Below are 23896 nucleotides of genomic sequence, written 5' to 3' on the forward strand. Positions count from 1 at the left end.
AACGATGCAAGATTTTCCGGCATATACCGACACTAATTTACAAAGTGAGTTATCAACCCTAAACTTAGGGCCAACTCACCCCGCTACCCACGGCGTTTTCCAAAACGTTTTGCAGTTGGATGGTGAGCGTATTGTAAGCGGTGTTTCAACCATTGGTTATATACACCGTGCTTTTGAAAAAATAGCAGAACACAGGCCGTTTTATCAGATTACGCCACTTACCGACCGTTTAAACTATTGCTCGGCCCCGATTAACAATATGGGCTGGCATATGACGGTTGAGAAGCTGTTGGGTATCCAAACACCTAAACGTGTGGACTACCTGCGTATCATCATCATGGAACTTTCGCGTATTGCCGACCATATTATTTGTAATGGGGTATTGGGTGTTGATACCGGTGCCTTTACCGGTTTCCTTTACATGATGGAGCACCGCGAAGCCATTTATGAAATTTACGAGGAGGTTTGCGGATCGCGTTTGACAACTAACGTTGGCCGTATCGGTGGTTTCGAGCGTAACTTTAATGATATCGCTTTTGCCAAAACCCGTAAGTTTTTACAAGATTTCCCCAAAGCGTTAAACGAGTTTCAGAACTTGTTTAACCGTAACCGCATATTTGTTGATCGTACTAAAAACGTAGCGCCCGTTACCGCCGAAACTGCTTTAAGCTATAGCTGGAGCGGCCCGATCTTACGTGCTACCGGTGTTGACTACGATGTTAGAGCGATGAACCCATATTGCTCTTACGAAGATTTCGACTTTGAAGTTCCGGTAGGTACAACAGGCGATGTTTACGATCGATTCCTGGTACGTAACGAAGAAATGTGGCAGAGCTTGCGCATTATTGAGCAGGCCCTGGCTAAAGTAGAAAAAGAAGATCCAAATATATTCCACGCTGATGTGCCTGAGTTTTACCTGCCTCCAAAAGAGGAAGTGTACAACAATATGGAAGCATTGATCTATCACTTTAAAATAGTGATGGGCGAAATTGAAACTCCGGTTGGCGAAGTTTACCATAGTGTAGAAGGAACCAACGGCGAGCTTGGATTTTACCTGGTTAACGATGGCGGCCGCTCGCCTTACCGCCTGCACTTCCGCAGGCCAAGCTTCATCAACTATCAGATGTATGCACCAATGAGCCGCGGCATGATGCTGTCTGATGCCATTATTAACATGAGTAGTTTAAACATTATTGCCGGAGAGTTAGATGCTTAAAGTTGAACATACCCAGGAGCCTGTTGAATTTTCTGCCGATTTGCTGAGCAAATTTGCTGATAAGGTTAGCCGCTATCCGGAGGGTAAACAAAAGTCGGCTTTGTTGCCTATACTGCACGACGTACAGGCCGAATTAGGTTGGTTAAGTCCGGTGGCTATGGATAAAGTAGCTGCTTACTTAAATATTGAACCAATAGAGGTTTATGAGGTTGCTACCTTTTATACCATGTACTTATTGCGTCCGCAGGGTAAATATCTTTTAGAAGTTTGCCGTACCGGCCCATGCTGTTTAGTAGGTGCCGAGAAAATAATGGACCACCTAGAACAGAAATTAGGTGTTAAGGAAGGCGAAGTTACTGCCGACGGTTTATTTAGCTGGAGAGGCGTAGAGTGCCTTGCAGCCTGCGGCTTTGGCCCGGTGTTGCAGATTGGCCCTGAATATACTTTCTACGAAAATTTAACACCGGATTCGGTAGATCAGTTAATTAGTGATTTAACAGCAAAAGCTAATAACTAATGGCACGCAAATTATTACTTGAACATATAAACGTACCGGGCATCAATACTTATGATGTTTACCGCTCTAAAGGTGGTTACGCTTCTGTTGAAAAGGCTTTAAAAACCCTTTCGCCAGAGGATGTGGTAGAAGAGGTTAAAAAATCGGGTTTACGTGGCCGTGGTGGTGCGGGTTTCCCAACGGGTATGAAGTGGAGCTTTTTGGCTAAGCCAGAAGGTGTAGCACGCTACCTGGTTTGTAACGCCGACGAATCAGAACCAGGTACTTTTAAAGACCGTTATTTGATGACCTATATCCCTCACTTATTAATTGAGGGGATGATTGTTGCCAGCTATGCATTGGGCGCTAAAGTATCATACATCTACGTACGTGGTGAAATGATGCCGCAGATCCGCATACTGGAAAAGGCAATTGCTGAAGCTAAGAACGCCGGCTTTTTAGGTAAAAACATATTGGGTACAGGTTACGATCTGGAACTTTACGTTCAGCCAGGGGGCGGTGCTTATATATGCGGTGAAGAAACTGCACTGTTAGAATCATTGGAAGGCAAGCGTGGTAACCCACGTATTAAGCCACCTTTCCCGGCGATAGCTGGTTTGTATGGCTGCCCAACTGTGGTAAATAACGTAGAATCTATCGCTGCTGTTGTGCCGATTATTAACGATGGTGGCGACGAGTATGCGAAAATCGGTATTGGCCGTAGTACAGGTACTAAACTGATCTCTGCAGGTGGTAACGTTAAGAAACCAGGTGTATACGAGATTGACTTAGGTTTACCGGCCGAAGAGTTTTTATACTCCGATGAGTATTGTGGTGGTATTGCCAATGGCAAACGCTTAAAAGCGGTTGTTGCCGGTGGTTCATCAGTGCCAATTTTACCTGCTAACTTATTCTTAAAAACGATAAGCAACGAAGCTCGCTTAATGAGTTACGAATCATTATCAGACGGTGGTTTTGCTACCGGTACCATGATGGGTTCGGGCGGTTTTATCGCGTTCGACGAAGATCAGTGCATCGTTCGTAATACCTGGAATTTCACCCGTTTTTACAGCCACGAAAGTTGTGGACAATGTTCGCCTTGCCGTGAGGGTACCGGATGGATGGAGAAAGTTTTACATCGTTTAGAAAACGGCCACGGTAAAATGAGCGACATGGACCTACTGGTTGATGTTTCTAAGAAGATAGAGGGAAATACCATTTGTCCGCTGGGTGACGCAGCAGCTTGGCCTGTAGCCAGTGCGATCCGCCACTTCAGAGATGAATTTGAATGGCACGTTACCAATGCGGCAACAGCGGTAACACGTAACTATGGTATTGCGCATTATGCTGATCCGCTGGTTATTGCGGAGAAAGCAGGATAAGAGAAATACAGGCGTCATTGCGGGGAAGCCCCCTCTAAATCTCCCCCGATAGGGGAGACTTTTAAAAAAGGAGGCAACGCCCTCTCCTCCGGAGAGGGTTGGGTGAGGCTCTGAATGAAGTGATAGATATTATAAAGTTCTACAATGGAGTATCTGTTTGTTTACGGAACATTACTGAAGGACTTTAAGCATAAGGCAAGATTTCCGGTAGAGGAGCACTTGCAATTTATCAGCGAAGCAACCGTAAAAGGCGCTTTGTATGATTTAGGAAACTACCCCGGTTATGTTGAAGAACCAACCGGAGATGTGAAAGGTGAAATATACCTTGTTAGCGAAATAGATAAGGTATTTGAAATACTTGATGAATATGAAGGCTTGTTTGATAATGAGCCCGAATACATCAGGAAGAAGAAAGAGATAGAAATACCCAACGGCGAAACCATCGAAAGCTGGATATATATTTATCAGCAAGCGATTCGCCCGGAACATAAGAGAATAATGAACGGCGATTACCTCGCTTTTATTAGAAATAAAGGTTAATAATGTTTAAAGTAACAATAGACGGAATACCTGTTGAAGTAGAGCCGGGAACCACCATCCTGAATGCCGCAAGGCAGATCGGGGGCGACATCGTTCCACCGGCTATGTGCTACTACTCGAAACTGGAAGGCAGTGGCGGTAAATGCCGTACCTGTTTGGTTAAAGTGAGCAAAGGTTCTGAAAAAGACCCTCGCCCTATGCCAAAACTGGTAGCATCATGCCGTACCACGGTAATGGATGGCATGGAAGTGCAAAACATTACATCGCCCGAGGTTATCGAAGCACGTAAAGGTGTGGTAGAAATGTTGTTGATCAACCACCCGCTGGATTGCCCTGTTTGCGACCAGGCTGGCGAATGCCACCTGCAGGATCTGGGTTTTGAGCACGGTTCGGCCAAAACACGTTACGAATTTGATCGTCGTAAATTTGAGCGTATCGATATTGGCGATAAGATCCAGCTGCACATGACGCGTTGTATCCTTTGCTACCGTTGCGTTTTCACTGCCGATCAGATTACTGATAAACGTGTACACGGTATTTTAAACCGTGGTGATCATGCCGAGATCTCGACTTATATTCAACAAGCAGTTGATAACGATTTCTCTGGTAACGTAATTGACGTTTGCCCGGTAGGTGCATTAACCGACAAAACTTTCCGCTTTAAAAACAGGGTATGGTTTACCAAACCTGTAGAAGCACACCGCGATTGCGATCACGAAAAATGTAATGGTAAGGTTACTTTATGGTACAAAGGCGAGGATGTTATCCGCGTTACTGCCCGTAAAGATGTATATGGCGAGGTTGAGGAGTTTATCTGCAACACCTGCCGTTTTGATAAAAAGAAAACTGCTGATTGGGTTATTGAAGGCCCGCGTAAGGTTTCTCATAAATCGGTTATCAGCTCAAACCATTACGATACATTAAAGCCGCTGCCTGTGGTTAAAACTAATCCATTATTGCAGGAAGCGAATAAAGATCAATTTGAAAGGGAGACAAGACTATAATGGAACTTTTAGATATCGGTATAAAGTTTATACTTATTGTAGTGATCTTTTTGATCAGCCTGGTAGTTGCTATGTACTCTACCTACGCCGAGCGTAAAGTTGCTGCCTTTTTTCAGGATAGGGTAGGCCCAAACAGAGCTGGTCCTTGGGGTATTTTACAACCGTTAGCAGATGGTGGTAAAATGTTTATGAAAGAAGAGATTATCCCAACCCGTGCAAGTGGTTTATTGTTCATTGTTGGTCCATCGCTGGCCATCATGACGGCCTGTATCGGTTCTGCAGTTATTCCGTGGGGACAATCTTTACAATTTGGTTCCAGAACAGTTGATCTTCAGGTTACAGATATTAACGTTGGTATCCTTTACATTTTCGGTGTAGTATCTTTAGGTGTTTATGGTATCATGATCGGTGGCTGGGCTTCTAATAACAAGTATTCGTTATTAGGTGCTATCCGTGCCGCATCGCAAAATATCAGTTACGAGGTCTCTATGGGCTTATCTATCATTGCGCTTATTATGGTGTCGGGGTCGTTAAGTTTAAAAGATATCGCTGCACAGCAACATGGTTTTTGGGCTAATGGTTATTTCACCTGGAATTTCTTCAAGCAGCCACTAGGTTTCATCATCTTTATAGTATGTGCGTTTGCAGAAACCAACCGCAGCCCATTCGATTTACCGGAATGTGAAACCGAGTTGGTAGGTGGTTATCATACCGAATATTCATCGATGAAACTTGGTTTTTACCTGTTTGCAGAGTACATCAATATGTTCATTTCATCGGCAGTAATGGCTACGTTATATTTTGGTGGCTATAACTATCCTTTTATGGATTCGGTTGCTGCGTCGGTAGGCCCTAACGCTGCGGTTATACTAGGTGTAGTGTTGATGTTTGCTAAAGTATTCGGATTCATCTTCTTCTTTATGTGGGTTCGCTGGACTATCCCGCGTTTCCGCTACGATCAGTTGATGAACCTGGGCTGGCGCACCTTGATCCCATTGGCTATCTTTAATATTGTGTTGACAGGCCTTTTTATGACCTTTTTTAAATAGAACGGAACTAGGATAATGGAACCATTAAGTAATAAGCGAAAAGTACTTGACTTTAAACCACTCACGCTGCTGGAGAGATCATATCTGCCAGAGATTGCGAAGGGGTTGAGCATTACGATGAAGCATTTTTTTAAGAAGCCGGTAACCATCAGCTATCCTGAGCAAAAACGTGAGTTTTCTGAAAACTTCCGTGGCCAGCACTCGCTTAAACGCGATGAAGAAGGCAAGGAGCGTTGCACAGCTTGCGGCCTTTGCGCATTATCGTGCCCTGCAGAAGCCATCACCATGACGGCAGCCGAGCGCCAGCCGGGTGAAGAAAACCTGTACCGCGAAGAGAAATACGCTGCAGTTTACGAGATCAATATGTTGCGTTGCATCTTCTGCGGACTATGCGAAGAAGCTTGTCCTAAAGAGGCTATTTATCTGGACGGGGATATTGTACCTACGGATTTTTTAAGAAAAGACTTTATATACGGCAAAGACAAATTAGTTGAGCCACCATTAAATCAATAAAGAAGTTTTATACCTTTGCCCATCTTTTAAAATGAGCAAAGGTATTTTGTAATACATCATGAGTACATTTTACTTCATCGCATTTTTATCTATTTTCTTTTCACTGCTGGTAATTTTTGCAAAAAATCCGGTGCATAGTGTGTTGTATCTGATACTCACCTTTTTCACCTTTACCATCCATTACGTTTTATTAAACGCACAATTTTTGGCTGTAGTAAACTTTATCGTTTACATGGGGGCTATTATGGTGCTTTTCTTATTCGTGATGATGCTACTCAACCTTAATAAGGACGCCGAACCTGGCAAGCATTATTTGGTTAAGCTGGCCGGTGTAATTGCAGGTGGTTGTTTACTGGTAACCTTAGTTGGTACATTAAAGCTAACAGCAAAGTCAGACCCGGTTATATTGCAAAATGCTAATCTAGGTTTAGTTAAAAACTTAGGTAAAGTTTTATTCAACGAGTTTTTACTGCCGTTCGAGATATCATCTGTGTTGCTTTTATCAGCAATGGTAGGTGCGGTATTATTGGCTAAAAAAGAACAAAGAGCAACTGTATAATGGCAAACATCACAGAAACCATACAAACTGTTCCGCTTAATCATTACATCCTGTTAAGCGCAATTATTTTTTCTATCGGTGTAATCGGCGTATTAATCCGTCGTAACGCTATCGTAGTATTTATGTCGGTTGAGTTGATGCTTAACGCCGTAAACCTGTTACTTACTGCATTCTCTGTTTACAAGGGCGATGCATCAGGACAGGTATTCGTATTTTTCGTTATGGCACTGGCCGCAGCAGAAGTTGCTGTTGGGTTGGCTATCATCGTAATGATCTACAGAAATACGCACTCAACAGATATCAATGTGTTGAGCAGATTGAAATGGTAAGTTTTTGATTTCGAATTTCGTGCCCAAGGCTTTGGGTTTCGAATTTGATCTCAGTAAAATATACAATAAGGTTAAAAAGAAGACAACGTAAAAACGTATCACGTCTAACGTAAAACGTAAAAAACGTCCAACGTAAAACAATGAATAATTATCTCTGGCTTATTCCTTTACTGCCTCTTGCAGGATTTATTATTAACGGACTCGGCCGAAATGCTTTACCTAAAAATCTGATCGGTGCCATTGGTAGCCTGGTTATCCTCGTTGCCTTCGGTTTAAGTGTTGAAGCATTTTTACAAGTACAATCAACCGGTCACCCTATCGAAGTAAACATATTCACTTGGATTAAGGTTGGCAATTTCACCGTTCCATTTGCTTTCCTGGTAGATCAATTAAGCGCCATAATGCTATTGATCATCACTGGCGTAGGTTTCCTGATCCATTTATACTCTATAGGCTATATGCATGATGATGCAGGCTTCGGTAAGTTTTTCGCTTATCTAAACCTGTTCGTATTTTTTATGCTGCTGCTGGTTATGGGTTCTAACTACGTAGTAATGTTTATAGGTTGGGAAGGCGTAGGTTTATGCTCATACCTGCTTATCGGATTCTGGTTTACCAACGCCGATTATGCAGATGCTGCTAAAAAAGCCTTCGTTATGAACCGTATCGGCGACTTGGGTTTCCTGATCGCTATATTTTTAATGATCCATTACTTCGACAGTGTAAGCTTTAACGAAGTGTTTGCTAAGGTGCCAGGTTTACATGGTGCAAAGGTAACGCATGTGCTTACCCTGATCACCATGTTGTTATTTGTAGGTGCCACAGGTAAATCGGCGCAAATTCCATTGTTTACCTGGTTACCAGATGCGATGGCCGGCCCAACTCCGGTTTCGGCGCTGATCCACGCTGCTACCATGGTTACAGCAGGTATTTATATGATTGCACGCTCGCACGTAATGTTCGATCTGGCTCCGTTTACTACCAACATTGTTGCCATTATTGGTTTAGCAACTGCAGTATTTGCTGCGCTGATTGCATTGACTCAAACAGATATAAAAAAGGTACTGGCTTATTCAACCGTATCTCAATTAGGTTACATGTTTTTAGGTTTAGGCGTTGGCGCTTATACTGGCTCATTCTTCCACGTTATTACACACGCTTTCTTCAAAGCGTTGTTATTCCTTGGTGCAGGTTCTGTTATTCACGCGGTAAGCGGCGAGCAGGACATGCGTAAAATGGGTGGCCTTTACAAAAAACTGCCTATTACGTTCTGGACTATGCTGATGGGGACTATTGCCATATCAGGTATTCCTCCATTCTCAGGGTTCTTTTCTAAAGATGAAATTTTAGCACATACATACCAGTATAGCCCGATTATGTATTACATCGGTGTTATTACGGCTATGTTCACTTCGTTCTATATGTTCCGCATGTTGTTCCTTACTTTCTTCGGTAAGTTCAGAGGCACACACGAGCAAGAGCATCATTTACATGAGTCGCCGGCAACTATCACTATCCCGTTGATCGTGTTAGCTATTCTTTCGGTATTTGGCGGTGCCCTAAACATTCCGGCAATATTAGGAGGTCACGAGTGGTTAGCACACTGGTTAACTCCATTATTTGGCGAAGCTAAAGAAGGCGGCCACGAAGGCGGTATTCCAGAAATGGGACTAATGGCTATTTCTGTAGGTGCTGCGGTTATTGCATTGGTCTATGCTTATATCAAATATATCAGCAAGGCAGATATCCCTGTAGCGGATACAGAAGAGCGTCCGCTACTAACAGCATTATCATACCACAAATTTTATATCGACGAATTATATGATACGATTATCCGCAAGCCGCTTGATGCGATTTCGGTGTTCTTCTATAAAGTAGTTGATAAAATGGGTATCGACGGATTAGTGAATGGCTTGGGAAGCGGTACCGTAGAATCGAGCAAAGGTTTGCGTTTATTGCAGACTGGTAATGTCGGTTTCTACATATTTATGATGGTGATAGGTATTATTGCCGTATTGGTTTATAGTTTAAAATTTTAGCCACAAGCGTTACAATTAGGAAATGACGGTTCTTATATTACTTTTTCTACCACTTGTTGCAGCACTTGCCGTGTTGCTGTTTAAAAACGAAACAGCAAAGCATGCGGCGCTTTTGTTTTCTGTTATTGAGCTTGGGCTTGCTGTTTTCTTTATTACCAAATTTGTACCCAATGCAAGCACCCAATTTGCTGTAGACTATCCGTGGATACCTAAACTGGGTATTTATTTCACGGCGGGTATAGATGGTATTAGCATGGTTATGGTATTATTAAATACCTTACTGGTACCAATTATCATTTTAGCATCTTATAACCATAACCATAAAAATGCCAACGCATTTTATGCGCTTATTTTGTTTATGCAAAGCGCCATGCTGGTTGTATTTACAGCGTTAGACGGTTTCTTGTTCTACGTAAGCTGGGAAGCAGCCCTGTTGCCAATTTATTTTATCTGTGCGCTTTGGGGCGGCGAGAACCGCATCAAAATTACCATCAAGTTTTTCATTTATACTTTCGCGGGCTCGTTGTTTATGTTGTTAGGCATTATCTACCTGCACCTACAAACGCCTGCACGTACTTATGATATTCAAGACTTTTATGGCCTTACCCTTTCTTTAAAACAACAGAGCTGGGTGTTTTGGGCGTTTTTCTTAGCGTTTGCTATCAAGATGCCGGTATTTCCTTTCCATACCTGGCAGCCGGATACATATACCGAAGCGCCTACAGCAGGTACCATGTTATTATCGGGTATTATGCTGAAGATGGGTGTGTATGGCGCTATCCGCTGGATGATCCCTGTTGTGCCCCTTGGTTTCGACCACTGGCAATACGTGGTGATCACTTTAGCTGTTATAGGCATCGTGTATGCTTCACTAATTGCCTTTAACCAAAAAGACGGTAAACGTTTAATCGCATATTCGTCAATCGCTCACGTAGGCTTAATTGCCGCAGGTGTTTTTGCCTGGACAATGAGCGGCGTACAAGGTGCTATGATCCAGATGCTGAACCACGGTATCAACGTAGTGGGTATGTTCTTCATTATGGATATCATCAGCCGCAGGTTAAAAACGCGCGACCTGAACGAGATGGGCGGCATAGCGAAGGTTGCTCCGCAATTTGCCATCGCGTTCCTGATCATTGTATTAGGTACGGTAGCATTACCTTTAACTAATGGTTTCATCGGTGAGTTTTTACTGTTGAACAGTATGTATGAGTATAACATCTGGCTGGCTGCGTCTGCTGGTTTAACCATCATATTGGGTGCGGTTTATATGCTCCGTATGTACAAGAAGGTGATGCAAGGTGAAACCAATGCACTTACCCTACTTTTTACCGACATTACCGGTACCGAGAAATTGGTGTTGGGTATTATATGTGTTTTGATTGTTTTCCTTGGTGTATTCCCGAATATTGTGATGCACCTTTCTGATGCTTCGGTTAAAGAACTGGTACAATCTGTTAATGATAAAATTTTACGGGCAGGCAAATATTAATAGCCAAAGCCACGACATAATTATTTAGCGAAGAGTTTAAAAAATGAATACCTTAATACTGATATCTGTCTTACCTATAGTACTGTTGTATTTGGGCTTATACAAAGCTAAAAATGCTTTACTACCGGTTACTGTTATTGGTTTATTAGTAGCTGCCGGCTTGGCCGTGGCTCAATGGAACAGCAATGCACAGCCTATTTATCATGACATGATGTTGTTCGATCGTTATGCGATCGCCTTCTCTGTGATAACTATTGTTTCTACTATATTGATCGTGTTATTGTCGAAAGGCTTTTTCGAAAGAATCAGCGAGCACGTAGCCGAGTACTATGCTATTATGTTATTTGCATTGGCGGGTATTGTGGTTATGGTATCATACTACAACCTAGTAATGCTGTTTATCGGTATCGAGATCATGTCGGTAAGCTTGTACATATTGGCAGGTATCAGAAAGCGTGATGTGGCATCGAACGAAGCTTCATTAAAATACTTCCTGATGGGAGCTTTCTCGACGGGCTTCTTATTGTTTGGTATCGCATTATTATACGGAGCTTCAGGTTCATTCAACCTGGCAGTTATCCGCGACTATACTTTAACTCACCCGCGTAACATCGATCCGCTGTTTTACGTTGGTATCCTGATGATTATTGTAGGCCTTTGCTTTAAGCTTGGTGCTGCACCTTTCCACTTCTGGACCCCAGACGTGTACGAAGGTTCGCCATCGTTGATTACTGCATTTATGTCTACCGTAGTTAAAACTGCTGGTATTGCCGCGTTCCTGAGACTATTCTCTGCTTGTTTTGCGAGTATTGCCGATTTCTGGATGCCGGTATTATTGGTAATCACAGTTGTTACTTTATTCATCGGTAACATCACCGCGTTGTATCAGCATAGCTTTAAACGTATGCTGGCTTACTCGAGCATCTCGCATGCAGGTTACCTGTTATTCGCTATCGTAGCTTTGGGTACTGCTTCTGCTAACTCGGTGTTTATGTATGCTACAGCATATTCAATTGCATCTATCATCGCCTTTGGCGTATTAATATTAGTTCAGCAGCAATCCGGCAGCGATGATTTCGATAGCTTTAACGGTTTGGGTAAAAGCAATCCATTCCTGGCCTTTGTGTTAACTATCGCTATGCTTTCATTAGCTGGTATTCCGTTAACTGCTGGTTTTATAGGTAAGTTCTTTATGTTCTCGGGCGCAATATCGCGCTACCATATCTGGTTGGTTGTTATAGCTGTTATTAACGCTATTATCAGCATTTACTATTACTTTAAGGTTATCATAGCCATGTACTTCCGTAACACCGCGGAGCGTGTTGCTTTGGCTGTACCAGGCTACTTCGGTTTTGTGTTAGGCTTATCGGCATTTGTAACCATTCTTATAGGTATTTATCCGGGTATTATTTCCAACTTCATTTAATCTGGGCTATACTTCATTTTAATATAATATTTGTAGTTTTACGAATATTGTGAATGGAAAGCTTTTGGGATCACCTGCATAATATTACCGATGCTAAATCTATTATAAGCCAGGGGGGCTTTTACCTCTTGCTTGTTGTTGTATTTGCTGAGACAGGATTGTTTTTCGGTTTCTTTTTACCGGGGGATTATCTGCTATTTATGGCAGGGCTGCTATGCGCCACAGGAGCTTTCGACGTGCCTGTGTTCACATTGGTATCGTCGTTAATTATAGCAGGCATATTAGGTAATTACATGGGCTACTGGTTTGGTTATCGAACAGGCCCGCTTGTTTTTAATAAAGATGATTCGATCTTTTTTAAAAAGCGGTATATTGTAATGGCCGAAAAATTCTATGAAAAATACGGAGGAATGGCACTTATATTGGGAAGGTTTTTTCCAATAATCAGAACTTTTGCTCCTATCTTTGCAGGTGTTGTGAAGGTTAAGTTCCGAAAATTTAGCTTATACAACATTATAGGCAGTATAGCGTGGGTTTGTACCTTAACATTGTCAGGATATTTTTTAGGTAAAAAATATCCCCAATTAAAAGATTATCTTCAGTATATTATACTGGCATTAATAATAATTACAACAATTCCGCTAGTTATTGCTTTTTTCAAAAAAACACTATCTAAAAACGAAACATAAGTTAAATCATCACTTTACATCAATAATGAGTACACAACATCCCTGGCACCAGGTTTCTACAGGCGAAAATGTTCCTGAAGTAGTTAATGCAATCATCGAGATCCCTAAAGGATCCAAAGCTAAATATGAGATAGATAAAGAATCAGGCTTGTTGAAACTTGATCGTGTTTTATTCTCTTCTGTAATGTATCCTGCTAACTACGGTTTTATCCCGCAAACTTATTGCGATGATAAAGATCCGTTGGATATATTGGTTTTATGTTCTGTTGACGTGTTCCCAATGTCTATTATCGAGGCTAAGGTTATCGGTGTAATGCACATGGTGGATAATGGCGAGCAGGATGATAAAATTATCGCCGTTGCTAAAAACGACATGTCTGTTAATTACATCAACGACTTGAATGAGCTGCCTCCGCACGCTATGAAAGAGATAGTTCGTTTCTTCCAGGATTATAAGAAACTGGAGGGCAAAAACGTTACCATTGAGCATCTGCTAGGCCGACGTTACGCCCATAAAGTAATTGCTGAAAGTTTGGAGCTTTATACTTCTACTTTCCCCGAGTACCAACAATAATACTGAATGGACCCTGCCAATATAGACATAAACGGTTTTCATATATTTTTAACCATATTTCTGGTTCTCCTCAACGGTTTCTTTGTAGCCGCAGAGTTCGCAATAGTGCGGGTTAGAGGGTCGCAGATAGAAATACAAGCCAAAGCAGGTAGCCAGATGGCTAAAGTTGCCCGCGGCATAATGCATAATCTGGATGGATACCTGGCTGCTACGCAGCTGGGTATCACCATTGCCTCTCTGGGCTTAGGTTGGGCCGGCGAATCTGTCGTGACCAATATAATGCTCAATCTCTTCAAGTTTTTCGGCTTAGAAATTACCTCGTCATTTATTATCAGCACAAGTCACGTTGTCGCGTTTATTGCTATTACGTTTCTGCATATCGTATTTGGTGAGCTGGCTCCAAAAACACTGGCTATACAACGTTCGGTACGTACTGCCATGGCGGTATCTTTACCGCTACGCTTTTTCTACGTAGTGTTCAGGCCAGCTATTTGGGTGTTAAATACCTTTGCCAACTTCATTCTGAGCATTTTTGGTGTGAAGGCTATACATGGCGAAGATGCACATCACAGTTCCGAAGAACTGCAATATATTTTGGAGCAAGGTAAAGAAAGCGGCGCAATCGATTCGTCTGAGCACGAACTGATCAAAAACGTTTTTGATTTTAACGAGCGCGTTGTAAAAAATATCATGGTTCCGCGTACCAAGATATCCGGTATAGATCTGGATACTACTCCTGCCGAATTATTGGAGACCTTAATTACCGAAGGTTATTCGCGTATGCCTGTTTATGATGATACCATAGATAAGATTATTGGTATTGTGCATGCTAAGGACATTTTACCCCTGCTGGCACGCCAGGAGGAGATTTCTTTAAAGAACATTATCCGCAAGCCATACTTTATTCCCGAAACTAAACGTATCAGCGATTTAATGGCCGAGTTGCAACAAAAACGTATTCAGATAGCCATTGTGTTGGACGAGTTTGGCGGTACTGCCGGTATGGTTACCCTGGAGGACATTGTTGAAGAACTAGTGGGTGAGATACAGGACGAATACGACGAGGAAAAGCCTATCGTAGAAAAGGTAAACGATCGCGAATTTATAGTGAACGCCTTGGCTCCCATATATGACGTAAACGAACAGTTACCGCACGATTTGCCGGAGGATGGCGATTTCGATACGGTATCGGGCTGGTTAGGCCATATTTTTGGTAAGATCCCAGATGTTGGCGAGCAGAAAGAAGCTAACGGTTATAATATTACGGTACTGAGAAAATCAGACCAGAACATCGAATCGGTTAAGCTGGAATTGTTGCTTAACGAGGAAGATACTGTGGATTTGCACTAAACTTGATGCACTATGCACCTGTTTTACACACCCGATCTGGTAGCTGGGCAATCGCACTACCAGCTAAATGAAGAAGAAAGTAAGCATTGCATCCGTGTGCTCCGTTTGGAGAAAGACGCACAGGTGCAACTGATAGACGGTAGGGGCGGATTATATACAGCTACTATTGTAGATCCGCATCCTAAACGTACTTTGCTGGGTATTACAACATCTTCACAGGAATACCAAAAGCGAAATCATTATCTGCACATAGCGGTTGCTCCTACTAAAAATATCGAACGTATAGAGTGGTTTCTGGAGAAAGCTACGGAAATTGGTATTGATGAGATTTCGTTAATCATCTGCCAACGATCGGAACGAAAGGAAGCCAAGGTAGATCGTTTGAATAAAATTATTACGGCAGCCGTTAAACAATCGTTAAAGGCTTATCACCCAATATTGAACGAAGCTATAGCGTTACCCAAATTGCTGAGCAAGCCCTTCACCGGGCAAAAGTTTATAGCCCATTGCGAGCCGGGTGATAAGATCGACCTGAAATCGGCCATAGAGCCAAACGGAAATTACCTGGTATTGATAGGACCCGAAGGTGATTTTACCCCACATGAAATAGATGAAGCTTTAAAAAGTGATTTTAAACCCATAACTTTAGGAGATAGCAGGTTGCGTACCGAAACCGCTGCACTTGAAGCCTGCTTTGAAATTAACTTTTTAAACCGCTAATGAAAATAAGGTTAAGCATTATTGTAATAGGACTGGGTCTATTGGTGTGTAGTTTTACGAAACCTGCCTATCGACTGGCCCGCTTAAAGTATAATGGCGGTGGTGACTGGTATGGCGATCGGACTGCACTAACTAACCTTATTAAATTTTGCAACAGTAATCTGCACACCAATTTCGAGGCCGAAGAAGAGACGGTAGAGGTTGGTAGTGCCCAGCTTTTTAATTATCCATTTGTTTTTATGACAGGCCATGGCAACGTGGTATTCTCCGATCAGGAAGTGCGTAACCTCCGCAAATATTTAACTGGTGGAGGCTTTCTGCATATTTGCGATAACTACGGGTTGGATCAGTTTATTCGTCCGCAGATGAAAAAGGTTTTTCCTGAGCTTGATTTTTTGGAGTTGCCGTTGAATCATCCCATCTATCACCAGAAATATGATTTCCCTAACGGATTGCCTAAAGTTCATGAGCACGATAATAAACGGGCGCAAGGTTTCGGGTTAATCTACAAAGGCCGAGTAGTTTGTTTTTACGACTATCAGTGCGATTTAGGCAACGGCTGGGAGGATTATGGAACCTACGCCGGCGATGCGCAGGAAACCCGCCAAAAAGCCCTTAAAATGGGTGCTAACTTAGTTCAGTATGCGCTAATACAATAAAGCTATATGTATCAGATAAAAGTAAACAATAAACAAGACTTTTCTGCCGATCGTAAAAACGGTGCACTGACTATAAACGGACTACCAATTGAGGCCGACGTTGCGAAGATTGGCCCTTCGGTATACCATATACTTCATAACAATTTGTCTTACGAAGCAGAGGTTGTGAGCTTTGATCCGGTTGCTAAAACAGCGGAGATTAAAGTAAATGGAAATTTATATTCCATTACATCTAAAGATCAATTTGACATTTTGTTAGAGCAGCTGGGTTTAAATCATCTAAATAGTGGTATAGTTGGCGATCTTAAAGCACCTATGCCTGGTCTGGTTTTAAAGGTATTTGTAAAAGACGGTGATACACTGCAAAAAGGAGATAGCCTCTTTGTACTGGAGGCAATGAAGATGGAAAACATTATTAAAGCTCCCGCAGATGCAACTGTAAAATCTGTAAAAATTGCGGCGGGAGATAAAGTAGAAAAGGGGCAGGTGCTGATAACTTTCTAATCTGCCTGATGCTATAAAAGGCTATAAAAAGCGAAAGGCCGTTCAATACTGAACGGCCTTTCGCTTTTATGTTGTTAGCTTATTTAGCTTTTGTTTTGTAAGGTTTTGGCTTGCGCTCAACAAAGTGAGGGCGGCTGTCTGGGTGAATTTCAGTTGCACCAACCATAGTCATTGCGCAACGGAAACCAACTTCGGCACTAGCGTCATCCTCATTCATAAAACGACGGGTAGCTGGGTTTAACCATAAAGCCCTGTCATTCCACGAACCACCTTTGTACACTTTTGAGTGGTCGTTAACCAGCGTAGTAACTCCGTATAATACACTGCTGGTAGAGTCTTCAAAACCTCTTGCATCCGGGTTGTATGGTTTACCCGCAGCGGCAGATTTAATTTCGCCATTTGCAGCAACTGCAGCAGGAGTAGTAGTGGCGGCTGGCGTGCCAGCAGGCGGCGCTGCTGCAATACCAGCTGGTAAAGCGTTAGCGTTATTAACTGTTGCAGCTTGTTGTTGCTCAACACTAAGCTCGCTCCATTTTTTCTTTTTGCCTGCTTTTGCAGGATCCTTAATAGGGCGGCCGTATTTGTCTTTAGCTAATAAGCCTTTTTCGGCATCAGCCATACGTTTGTCTTTAAACTCGTTACCACGGAACGGGTTAAAATCATCTACATCCTCAAAAGACATTTGACGATAAGTATCAGCAGTCCACTCATTAACGTTACCAGCCATGTTAAACAAGCCGAAATCGTTTGGTACATATGATCTAACCGGAGCAGTAATATCGGCTTTATCATTCAGGTAACCACCAACACCCATATTGTCACCATCACCACGTTTAAAGTTAGCTAAGATCAAACCGCGGGTTCTTCTTTTGGCAGAGCGAACGCCCATGCCATTCCAAGGGTACATTTTACCGTCGGTAATATTTTCGTTTTCAGTGTTACCGATAAGGCCTAAAGCAGCATATTCCCATTCAGCTTCCGATGGTAAACGGTAAGCTTGTTTTAGGATACCGTCTTCCATGCTCACAGGGCGTGTAGGCTTGCCTTTGCTGCCTTGTGCCGGTTTAGCATTAGGGTTCAAGTCTGGCATCATCTTTTTACCATCAATGCCTGCTCCTTTATATTGTCCGTTTAAATAAATATCCGTGTTAAATGGCTCTTTGCTGCCACCAGCTGCAGTTGCGCCACCAGCAGGTGCTTTTTTACCCCCGCCTTTGCCCGAAGCATCTTTCCATGTAGCCAGCTTGCCGCTTTCACGTAAAATATTTTCGTTCATACGGTCGGTACGCCAGATGCAGTAGTCTTGAGCCTGATCCCAGGTAACACCTACTACGGGATAATCCTGAAAAGAAGGGTGTCTCAGGTAGTTGTCAACATAAGGCTCGTTGTAAGATAGCGGGCTGCGCCATACCAAAGTATCGGGCAGTGCATTGTAATATAGTTCTCTATCACCAGGATAGTTGATATTTAACCAATGTAAATACTCTAACCAATCCACGTTGGCAACTTCGGTATCATCCATGTAGAATGAAGGAACTGTTACACGGCGACGTACGTTATTGTAATCGTAAGTAACATCTTGATCGGCGCTACCACCCAGTACAAATGTACCACCTTCAATTGGTACTAAACCGGGTCCCGGGGCGGGGTGAGTTTTAGCAAATACCTGGAAACCTCCATTGTATTTATCGTTGTAACGCATACCTGTTTTTGCAGATTGAGGATGCTTGCTGCAACTGCTTAGCATTGCACCCATTCCCAATATCACAACTGCGCACCAAGTAAAATTTCTAGTCATATCGTACATGTAGTTATCAGAATGTAAATATAATTATTTTTTAAATATCTAATTCGCAAATTTATTGACAGACGTTCAAAAAAGAAGTCCAATCATTAAGCTTTTTACGGCAAAATAGAACTTGAGTTACAATTATTTATGTAAAAGTGTTGTAATTAGTTTTGTTGCTTATTGTTTAACTGACAGAATAACAATATTATTGTCCTGCTAGCCCCAAAACAGTAGTTAATTTTGAAAAAGCAGTTGTTGCCGAAACTAACAGGTATAGTGCTAATATTTAGTTTATTAGCGCCATTTGAATCCCTTGCCCAGGTTATAGGCCGAGGTGGAACTAACACTAACGGGAGTAATTCCGGCGCTATTGTTACAGGCGTTCCGTTTTTAAATATTGGCCCCGATTCACGTTCGGGCGCACTTGGCGATGCAGGAGTTGCGCTATCGCCCGATGTAAATGCAAGCTTCTGGAACCCGTCTAAACTTGCCTTTTTAGAAAGCAATAATGCGCTCGGTATTTCGTACAGCCCATGGTTGCATAAGCTGGTGCCTGATGTAAGCCTTTCTTATTTAAGCTATGCCCATAAATTGGACGATAGAAATACCATTGGTGCCTCTTTGCGGTATTTTAATTTAGGATCTATTCAATTGGTTGATGAAAGCCAGCAGGACCTGGGTACTTATACGCCCAATGAGTTTTCTGTAGATGGAACATTTGCGCGTAAGTTTGGTAAAGAGTTTTCGTTGGGATTAACGCTGCGATATATACATTCCAATTTATACAACGGTACTTTTTCCGCAGGGCAGCAAACAAACTCGGTTAATGATATCGCTACGGACGTATCTTTCTTTTATCAGCATCCCGGCGAAGAGTTGGGCAAACCATCATTGTTTGCCTTTGGCGCCAACATATCCAATATTGGGCCAAGTATAAGCTACACCAACAACGGTGATAAATATTATCTGCCTACTAATTTAAAAGTCGGTATTGCCAATACGTTAAATATCGACGAATATAGCCAGCTAACTTTTGCATTTGATATTAATAAATTATTGGTACCCACCACTAAGTATGATGCCCAGGGCAATATAACCTCGGGTAATAAATCTGTACCTGCTGCCGTATTTGGATCATTTAGTGATGCACCGGGCGGTTTTAGCGAAGAAATGAAAGAAATAAGTTACTCGCCAGGCTTGGAGTACTGGTATAATAAACAATTTGCTTTGCGTGCTGGGTATTTCTACGAAAACCCAAGCAAAGGAAACCGGCAGTACCTAACCCTGGGTGCCGGTCTTAAATATGATATTTTCGATCTGGACTTTGCTTATCTTGCTGCCAGTCAGCAAAAAAGTCCGTTGGCCAATACCCTTCGTTTTTCGGTGTTGATCAATTTCCAATCGGGTAAACCAAAAACCAAATGAGTAAGATACGTGTAGGATTTGGGTTTGATGTACATCAACTTAAAGAAAATCATCCTTTTATTGTTGGCGGTGTTCATTTAGAGCATCATTCGGGGGCATTTGGCCACTCGGACGCCGACGTGTTATTGCATGCGATATGCGATGCCCTGCTTGGCGCAGCAAACCTGCGTGATATTGGCTATCACTTCTCTAACAAAGACGAGCGCTGGCGTGGAATCAGCAGCCTGGTGTTATTGGAGCATGTAGTTGTACTGTTGCAAGAGAAAGGTTGGTCTATAGGTAACATCGACGCCATGATATGCCTCGAGGCACCAAAGATTAATCCGCACGTACCTGATATGAAAGTTAATATCGCCAAGGCCGCAGGCATCAGTGAAGAAGATATCTCTATCAAAGCAACTACTAATGAGCAGTTGGGCTTTATTGGCAGGGAAGAGGGTGTAGTTGCTTACGCAGTTTGCCTGATAGAAAAATAATAAGAAAGAAACTACTGCTATTCTTTAGCAGTAGTCTCTTTTACACTTACATTACCGGTACGTTTTAGTACGCCCCATCCACTTAACTCGCCTTTTACGGCTTTACGCATCGATTTAAACAACACGTAATACATCAGCTGTCGCCAGATGAAACGTTGCGGAATAATGTATATCAGTTTTTTGTAGTCTTCTTTCTCCATCCAGAAGGCGATAGCAGATACAATACAATCCAACACAATAAATGCGCAGTAATAGAAAAGTATCTTACCCGGTTTATCGCTAAATAAACCGATTATCATCAGCAAATCTGCCAGCGGCGAGAATAGTGGCAACACAATCTGGAATATCAAAATGTTAGGCATGCCAACCATACCGAAGAATTTATATTTCTTATTGAACAGCGCATCGCGGTTTTTCCAGAAACTTTGTATTACGCCAAAGCTCCAGCGGAAACGTTGTTTTAACAGTGCGCCTAACTGTTCAGGTGCTTCGGTATACGCAACGGCTTCGGCACAATTTTTAACAATGTAACCTTGTTTCAGTATGCGCATGGTTAAATCGCAATCTTCGGCAAGGGTATCATAAGTAAAGCCACCTGCTTTAAATATTGCTTCCTTACGGAAAGCCCCAATTGCGCCCGGGACTACGGTGATGCTATTCAGTAAGTCAAACGCGCGACGATCCATATTTTGAGCCGTAATGTACTCGATAGACTGCCAGCGGGTAATCAAATTGTTTTCGTTACCAACCTTTACTGTACCAGCCACAGCGCCGATCTCATCATCCGTGAAATACGTCATGAGGTGGAAGATTGCATCTTCTTTTAGCTGGGTATCTGCATCGATACAAACCACAAAATCGTGATTAGAGCGGTCTATACCGAAGTTCAAGGCAGATGCTTTACCGCCGTTAGGTTTGGTTAATACTTTAACCAAAGGATGGTTGCCATAAGCGGCGTCAACTACTGCAAATGTTGCATCTTTAGATCCGTCGTCTACAAAAATAATTTCCAGCGACGGGTACTGCAGATTTAATAAGCTCTCGATTGTTTTGATAGCCGTAACCTCTTCATTATATGCCGGAACAATGATGCTCACCGGTTGAAGTTTCGGGTTAGCTAACCTTGCAGGAGTTGATTTTTTATCTTCACTATACTGCCTCAACGCCAATATACCGATCATCAGAATACGGCCCATTGCCAGGAATATGGCCGTAAAGAACAAGTACATGATAAACCAGTTGCCCAAAAAGTAGCCTACTATAAAAATGTTATACAAGCTGCCGGTAATACCACTGTTGGCATCGTCCTTAATTGGCGGCATCAGGTCGTCTTTGGTTTTATGCAGCACGTCGGCTATGGTTGTAAATTGATAGCCGTGCGATTTAAAGTAATGAATAATGGCTGGAAGTGCCTTAACTGTTTCCTCTCGCGTATCCCCTCCGGCATCGTGCAGCAATATCATCGAGCCCTTATCGTGATACCTGATGGTACGTGCAATAATACTATCGGCAGTTACACCAGGCTGCCAATCCCATGGATCGATAGATTCGCCGATGTTGATATAGCTTTGGCGGCGGCTTTCTGCAACCGGGATAACCTCGGCCAAGGTAGTAGGCTCGGCATCGGCGTTAAAAGGTGGGCGGAACAGAATTGTGCTTCTCCCGGTAACCGATTCTATTAAGCGCCTGGTCGCGTTTAACTCGAGGTTTACGCGCTGGATACTTACGGTAGAAATATCGGGGTGGAAGAAGGTGTGGTTACCAATCTCGTAACCCTCATCAAATTCGCGCCGCAAAATTGGTATATTCTTTTCGGCCATTACCCCTACTACGAAGAAGGCTGCCGGAACATTTTCTTTCTTTAAAATATCTAGAATGCGCGGTGTGTAATCCGGATCGGGACCATCATCAAAAGTTAACACCACTTTTTTAGGCGAATAACCATAGCGCCTGATCACATATTTGGTAGGCAGCTTAATATAGGTCTGATTGGTGATCACGAAGTTGGTGCTATCCATTTTTACATCAATGGAACCAGTGCGTGGGGTGGTTATGAGATCCAGTACTTCACCATCGCCATCGTAATCAATTTTATCATTTAAACCAACTGTGCTTAAGCGTTTAACATCTACCCCGGTTTTACGCAATGAATCTATCGATAGGTTTTTTTGGAAGAAGGTCCACAAGCGCGGATCTTCTGCCCCCAGACGCCAAAGGGCAACACCTCCGGTAGCCCAATCATCGGCCATACGGATAATGTTGAAATTGGTAGCTGCATCGGTAAAGTAAATGGTATGCGGCAAGCTGTCTTTATCAAAATACTGATAATGCAGGTTGGCCGAAGCAGGGTCGTAAATAACTTTTTTGTTATTTTCTTGCGCCGTGCTGATAGCCTGTTGATATCCGATTGACTTACCTACACTGTTCTCCGTCCAATCGTAACCGCCACCGGCAACGGTTAAGATTATCTTCTCGCTGGGGACGATGCTGCAAACCCTGTCGAGAATTTCTTCAACCCAGTGCTGGTGCGAAATATCACCCGCATTGCTCTGTTCGTTATGCTGATCGAAAGCCATAACGAATATGTAATCATTAAATTTCTGGATTTTTTTAAGGTCGTACTGCTCGTCGTCGGGAATAACGTTTTGGGTAACTAAGAAACCTTTACTGTGCAGGGTGCTATAAAGTTCTTCCTCAAAAGCATTATACTGAGGCGTATTACGGTCTTGTATATCGTCGAACGCCAAGTTAATACCCTTAAGATTGTATTTGGTAAGGTTTTTAATAATGCTGTTGATGAAAACAGTGCGCAGTTGCTTGCTTTTGGTGATACGGACTACGTCGTCCCTGTCGAAAGCACCGCTAACGTTATTAAAGTTAATGTAGTTACTTAGGGAGACGACAATAGGTTTGTGATACTTCTTATTCAGATTTAACAAACCCGTATCCATTTTGGCGGTAATGGTATCGTTATTCGGCGTTACCGAAAAGCCTTCGGTTACCACCATGTCCAGTTTACCCAGGTGGTCTACCAGCGAGTTATAGGCCTGGGGTTCCCAGGGGCGATAAAAACCTGCATTGATACGGTCTTTATTGTTGGGGTGGGTAATCTGGTGCTGCCTGCGTGCACGGGCTAAAGCCTGTATTTCTGCCTTCTCAATCTTAAAATCTTTATATCGTTTTGATCTTTTAAGCTGATCTAACTCTTCCTTACTGAATTTTTTAGGCGCAGGCGCTAAATTTGGTAAGGTTGGATACTGTTTTGAAGTGATGGTAATAGCTGCAGCTACTACGGCGGCGGCCAGAATAATAATTATAGCACGGCTTAACCATTTAAAACGGTTCCAGCGTTTGGGAGTATCAGATTGAAATATTTGCCTATTAGCCATTAATTGGATAAACTTTAAACAAAATTAAAAGTTTGCTATGAAGGTTGTATGAAATGAAAAAAGCCGATGTAATATACAGCTTATTCGGGTTTGATATTAGAAAAATCAACGCCGCATTTGCAGTTAGAACCGCAAGCCTTCTTGGCTGTAAGACTTCTGTACATCATTCTGCCTACATAAAACAGAGCGGCTGCGAAAAGTATTACGATAATGATTGTTTGAACCATGGTGCAAAAATACAATAATATTAAGTACGTAAATAACATTAAGTTATTA

23 protein-coding genes are annotated in these 23896 nt (G+C 42.5%); 20 read left to right on the forward strand and 3 right to left on the reverse strand.

Going from position 1 to position 23896, the window contains the following annotated elements; all coding sequences use genetic code 11:
• Positions 1–4 precede the first annotated feature (4 nt).
• The 18 genes from GSY63_RS13570 (at position 5) to GSY63_RS13655 (ending at position 16541) form a co-directional block, all read left to right on the forward strand.
• On the forward strand, positions 5–1216 hold the full coding sequence (locus GSY63_RS13570; RefSeq protein WP_166586907.1) for an NADH-quinone oxidoreductase subunit D: 1212 nt from the start codon (positions 5–7) through the stop codon (positions 1214–1216).
• Positions 1209–1733 carry an NADH-quinone oxidoreductase subunit NuoE family protein gene (locus GSY63_RS13575; RefSeq protein ID WP_166586365.1) on the forward strand — a complete coding sequence of 175 codons (525 nt, stop codon included), beginning with the start codon at positions 1209–1211 and terminating at the stop codon, positions 1731–1733. The genes GSY63_RS13570 and GSY63_RS13575 overlap by 8 nt, the downstream gene beginning before the upstream one ends.
• Positions 1733–3094 (forward strand): NADH-quinone oxidoreductase subunit NuoF, encoded by a 1362-nt coding sequence (gene nuoF, locus GSY63_RS13580; RefSeq protein ID WP_166586366.1) that lies wholly within the window; start codon positions 1733–1735, stop codon positions 3092–3094. Before GSY63_RS13575 ends, nuoF begins: the two co-directional genes overlap by 1 nt.
• A 144-nt stretch (positions 3095–3238) precedes the next feature.
• Positions 3239–3634, forward strand: a complete 396-nt coding sequence (locus GSY63_RS13585) for a gamma-glutamylcyclotransferase family protein (RefSeq protein WP_166586367.1) — start codon at positions 3239–3241, stop codon at positions 3632–3634.
• Positions 3635–3636: 2 nt separating this feature from the next.
• Positions 3637–4638, forward strand: coding sequence for a 2Fe-2S iron-sulfur cluster-binding protein (locus GSY63_RS13590; RefSeq protein WP_166586368.1), 1002 nt, complete (start codon positions 3637–3639; stop codon positions 4636–4638).
• Complete coding sequence (gene nuoH, locus GSY63_RS13595; protein ID WP_166586369.1) at positions 4638–5687, forward strand: NADH-quinone oxidoreductase subunit NuoH; 1050 nt, start codon at positions 4638–4640, stop codon at positions 5685–5687. Before GSY63_RS13590 ends, nuoH begins: the two co-directional genes overlap by 1 nt.
• Before the next feature lie 15 nt (positions 5688–5702).
• Positions 5703–6200 (forward strand): NuoI/complex I 23 kDa subunit family protein, encoded by a 498-nt coding sequence (locus GSY63_RS13600; protein ID WP_166586370.1) that lies wholly within the window; start codon positions 5703–5705, stop codon positions 6198–6200.
• A gap of 58 nt (positions 6201–6258) precedes the next feature.
• On the forward strand, positions 6259–6759 hold the full coding sequence (locus tag GSY63_RS13605) for an NADH-quinone oxidoreductase subunit J family protein (protein ID WP_166586371.1): 501 nt from the start codon (positions 6259–6261) through the stop codon (positions 6757–6759).
• Positions 6759–7088: an NADH-quinone oxidoreductase subunit NuoK gene (gene nuoK / locus GSY63_RS13610; RefSeq protein ID WP_166586372.1), complete on the forward strand. Its 330-nt coding sequence runs from the start codon at positions 6759–6761 to the stop codon at positions 7086–7088. The genes GSY63_RS13605 and nuoK overlap by 1 nt, the downstream gene beginning before the upstream one ends.
• 140 nt (positions 7089–7228) lie before the next feature.
• Entirely contained in the window at positions 7229–9127 is a 1899-nt protein-coding gene (nuoL, locus tag GSY63_RS13615; protein WP_166586373.1) for an NADH-quinone oxidoreductase subunit L, read from the forward strand.
• A 22-nt stretch (positions 9128–9149) separates the two neighbouring features.
• A complete protein-coding gene (locus tag GSY63_RS13620) occupies positions 9150–10619 on the forward strand; it encodes a complex I subunit 4 family protein (protein ID WP_166586374.1) in 1470 nt (489 codons plus the stop codon).
• A 43-nt stretch (positions 10620–10662) separates the two neighbouring features.
• Positions 10663–12045 carry an NADH-quinone oxidoreductase subunit N gene (locus GSY63_RS13625; protein ID WP_166586375.1) on the forward strand — a complete coding sequence of 461 codons (1383 nt, stop codon included), beginning with the start codon at positions 10663–10665 and terminating at the stop codon, positions 12043–12045.
• A 53-nt stretch (positions 12046–12098) separates the two neighbouring features.
• Positions 12099–12734 (forward strand): DedA family protein, encoded by a 636-nt coding sequence (locus GSY63_RS13630; protein ID WP_166586376.1) that lies wholly within the window; start codon positions 12099–12101, stop codon positions 12732–12734.
• Positions 12735–12759: 25 nt separating this feature from the next.
• The gene (locus GSY63_RS13635) at positions 12760–13308 is read left to right on the forward strand and encodes an inorganic diphosphatase (RefSeq protein ID WP_166586377.1); all 549 of its coding nucleotides are present in this window, start codon (positions 12760–12762) and stop codon (positions 13306–13308) included.
• 6 nt (positions 13309–13314) lie between these two features.
• Positions 13315–14658 (forward strand): hemolysin family protein, encoded by a 1344-nt coding sequence (locus GSY63_RS13640; RefSeq protein WP_166586378.1) that lies wholly within the window; start codon positions 13315–13317, stop codon positions 14656–14658.
• Between the two features lie 12 nt (positions 14659–14670).
• Positions 14671–15378, forward strand: coding sequence for a 16S rRNA (uracil(1498)-N(3))-methyltransferase (locus GSY63_RS13645; protein ID WP_166586379.1), 708 nt, complete (start codon positions 14671–14673; stop codon positions 15376–15378).
• On the forward strand, positions 15378–16037 hold the full coding sequence (locus GSY63_RS13650) for a DUF4159 domain-containing protein (protein ID WP_166586380.1): 660 nt from the start codon (positions 15378–15380) through the stop codon (positions 16035–16037). Before GSY63_RS13645 ends, GSY63_RS13650 begins: the two co-directional genes overlap by 1 nt.
• Before the next feature lie 6 nt (positions 16038–16043).
• The gene (locus tag GSY63_RS13655; protein ID WP_166586381.1) at positions 16044–16541 is read left to right on the forward strand and encodes an acetyl-CoA carboxylase biotin carboxyl carrier protein subunit; all 498 of its coding nucleotides are present in this window, start codon (positions 16044–16046) and stop codon (positions 16539–16541) included.
• A gap of 79 nt (positions 16542–16620) precedes the next feature.
• Here the strand turns inward: GSY63_RS13655 and GSY63_RS13660 are convergent, their stop codons facing one another.
• The gene (locus GSY63_RS13660; RefSeq protein WP_166586382.1) at positions 16621–18339 is read right to left on the reverse strand and encodes an SUMF1/EgtB/PvdO family nonheme iron enzyme; all 1719 of its coding nucleotides are present in this window, start codon (positions 18337–18339) and stop codon (positions 16621–16623) included.
• Positions 18340–18570: 231 nt separating this feature from the next.
• Between GSY63_RS13660 and porV the strand changes: the two genes are divergently transcribed.
• Entirely contained in the window at positions 18571–19755 is a 1185-nt protein-coding gene (porV, locus tag GSY63_RS13665) for a type IX secretion system outer membrane channel protein PorV (protein ID WP_243749229.1), read from the forward strand.
• A complete protein-coding gene (gene ispF, locus GSY63_RS13670; RefSeq protein ID WP_166586383.1) occupies positions 19752–20231 on the forward strand; it encodes a 2-C-methyl-D-erythritol 2,4-cyclodiphosphate synthase in 480 nt (159 codons plus the stop codon). Before porV ends, ispF begins: the two co-directional genes overlap by 4 nt.
• Positions 20232–20248: 17 nt before the next feature.
• On the opposite strand, the gene GSY63_RS13675 is transcribed toward ispF, so the two are convergent.
• Complete coding sequence (locus tag GSY63_RS13675) at positions 20249–23620, reverse strand: glycosyltransferase (RefSeq protein WP_166586384.1); 3372 nt, start codon at positions 23618–23620, stop codon at positions 20249–20251.
• Between the two features lie 80 nt (positions 23621–23700).
• The gene (locus GSY63_RS13680) at positions 23701–23886 is read right to left on the reverse strand and encodes a FeoB-associated Cys-rich membrane protein (protein WP_317168571.1); all 186 of its coding nucleotides are present in this window, start codon (positions 23884–23886) and stop codon (positions 23701–23703) included.
• Positions 23887–23896 lie beyond the last annotated feature (10 nt).

Origin of the sequence: Mucilaginibacter agri, assembly GCF_009928685.1 — a bacterium.
Lineage (GTDB): Bacteria > Bacteroidota > Bacteroidia > Sphingobacteriales > Sphingobacteriaceae > Mucilaginibacter > Mucilaginibacter agri.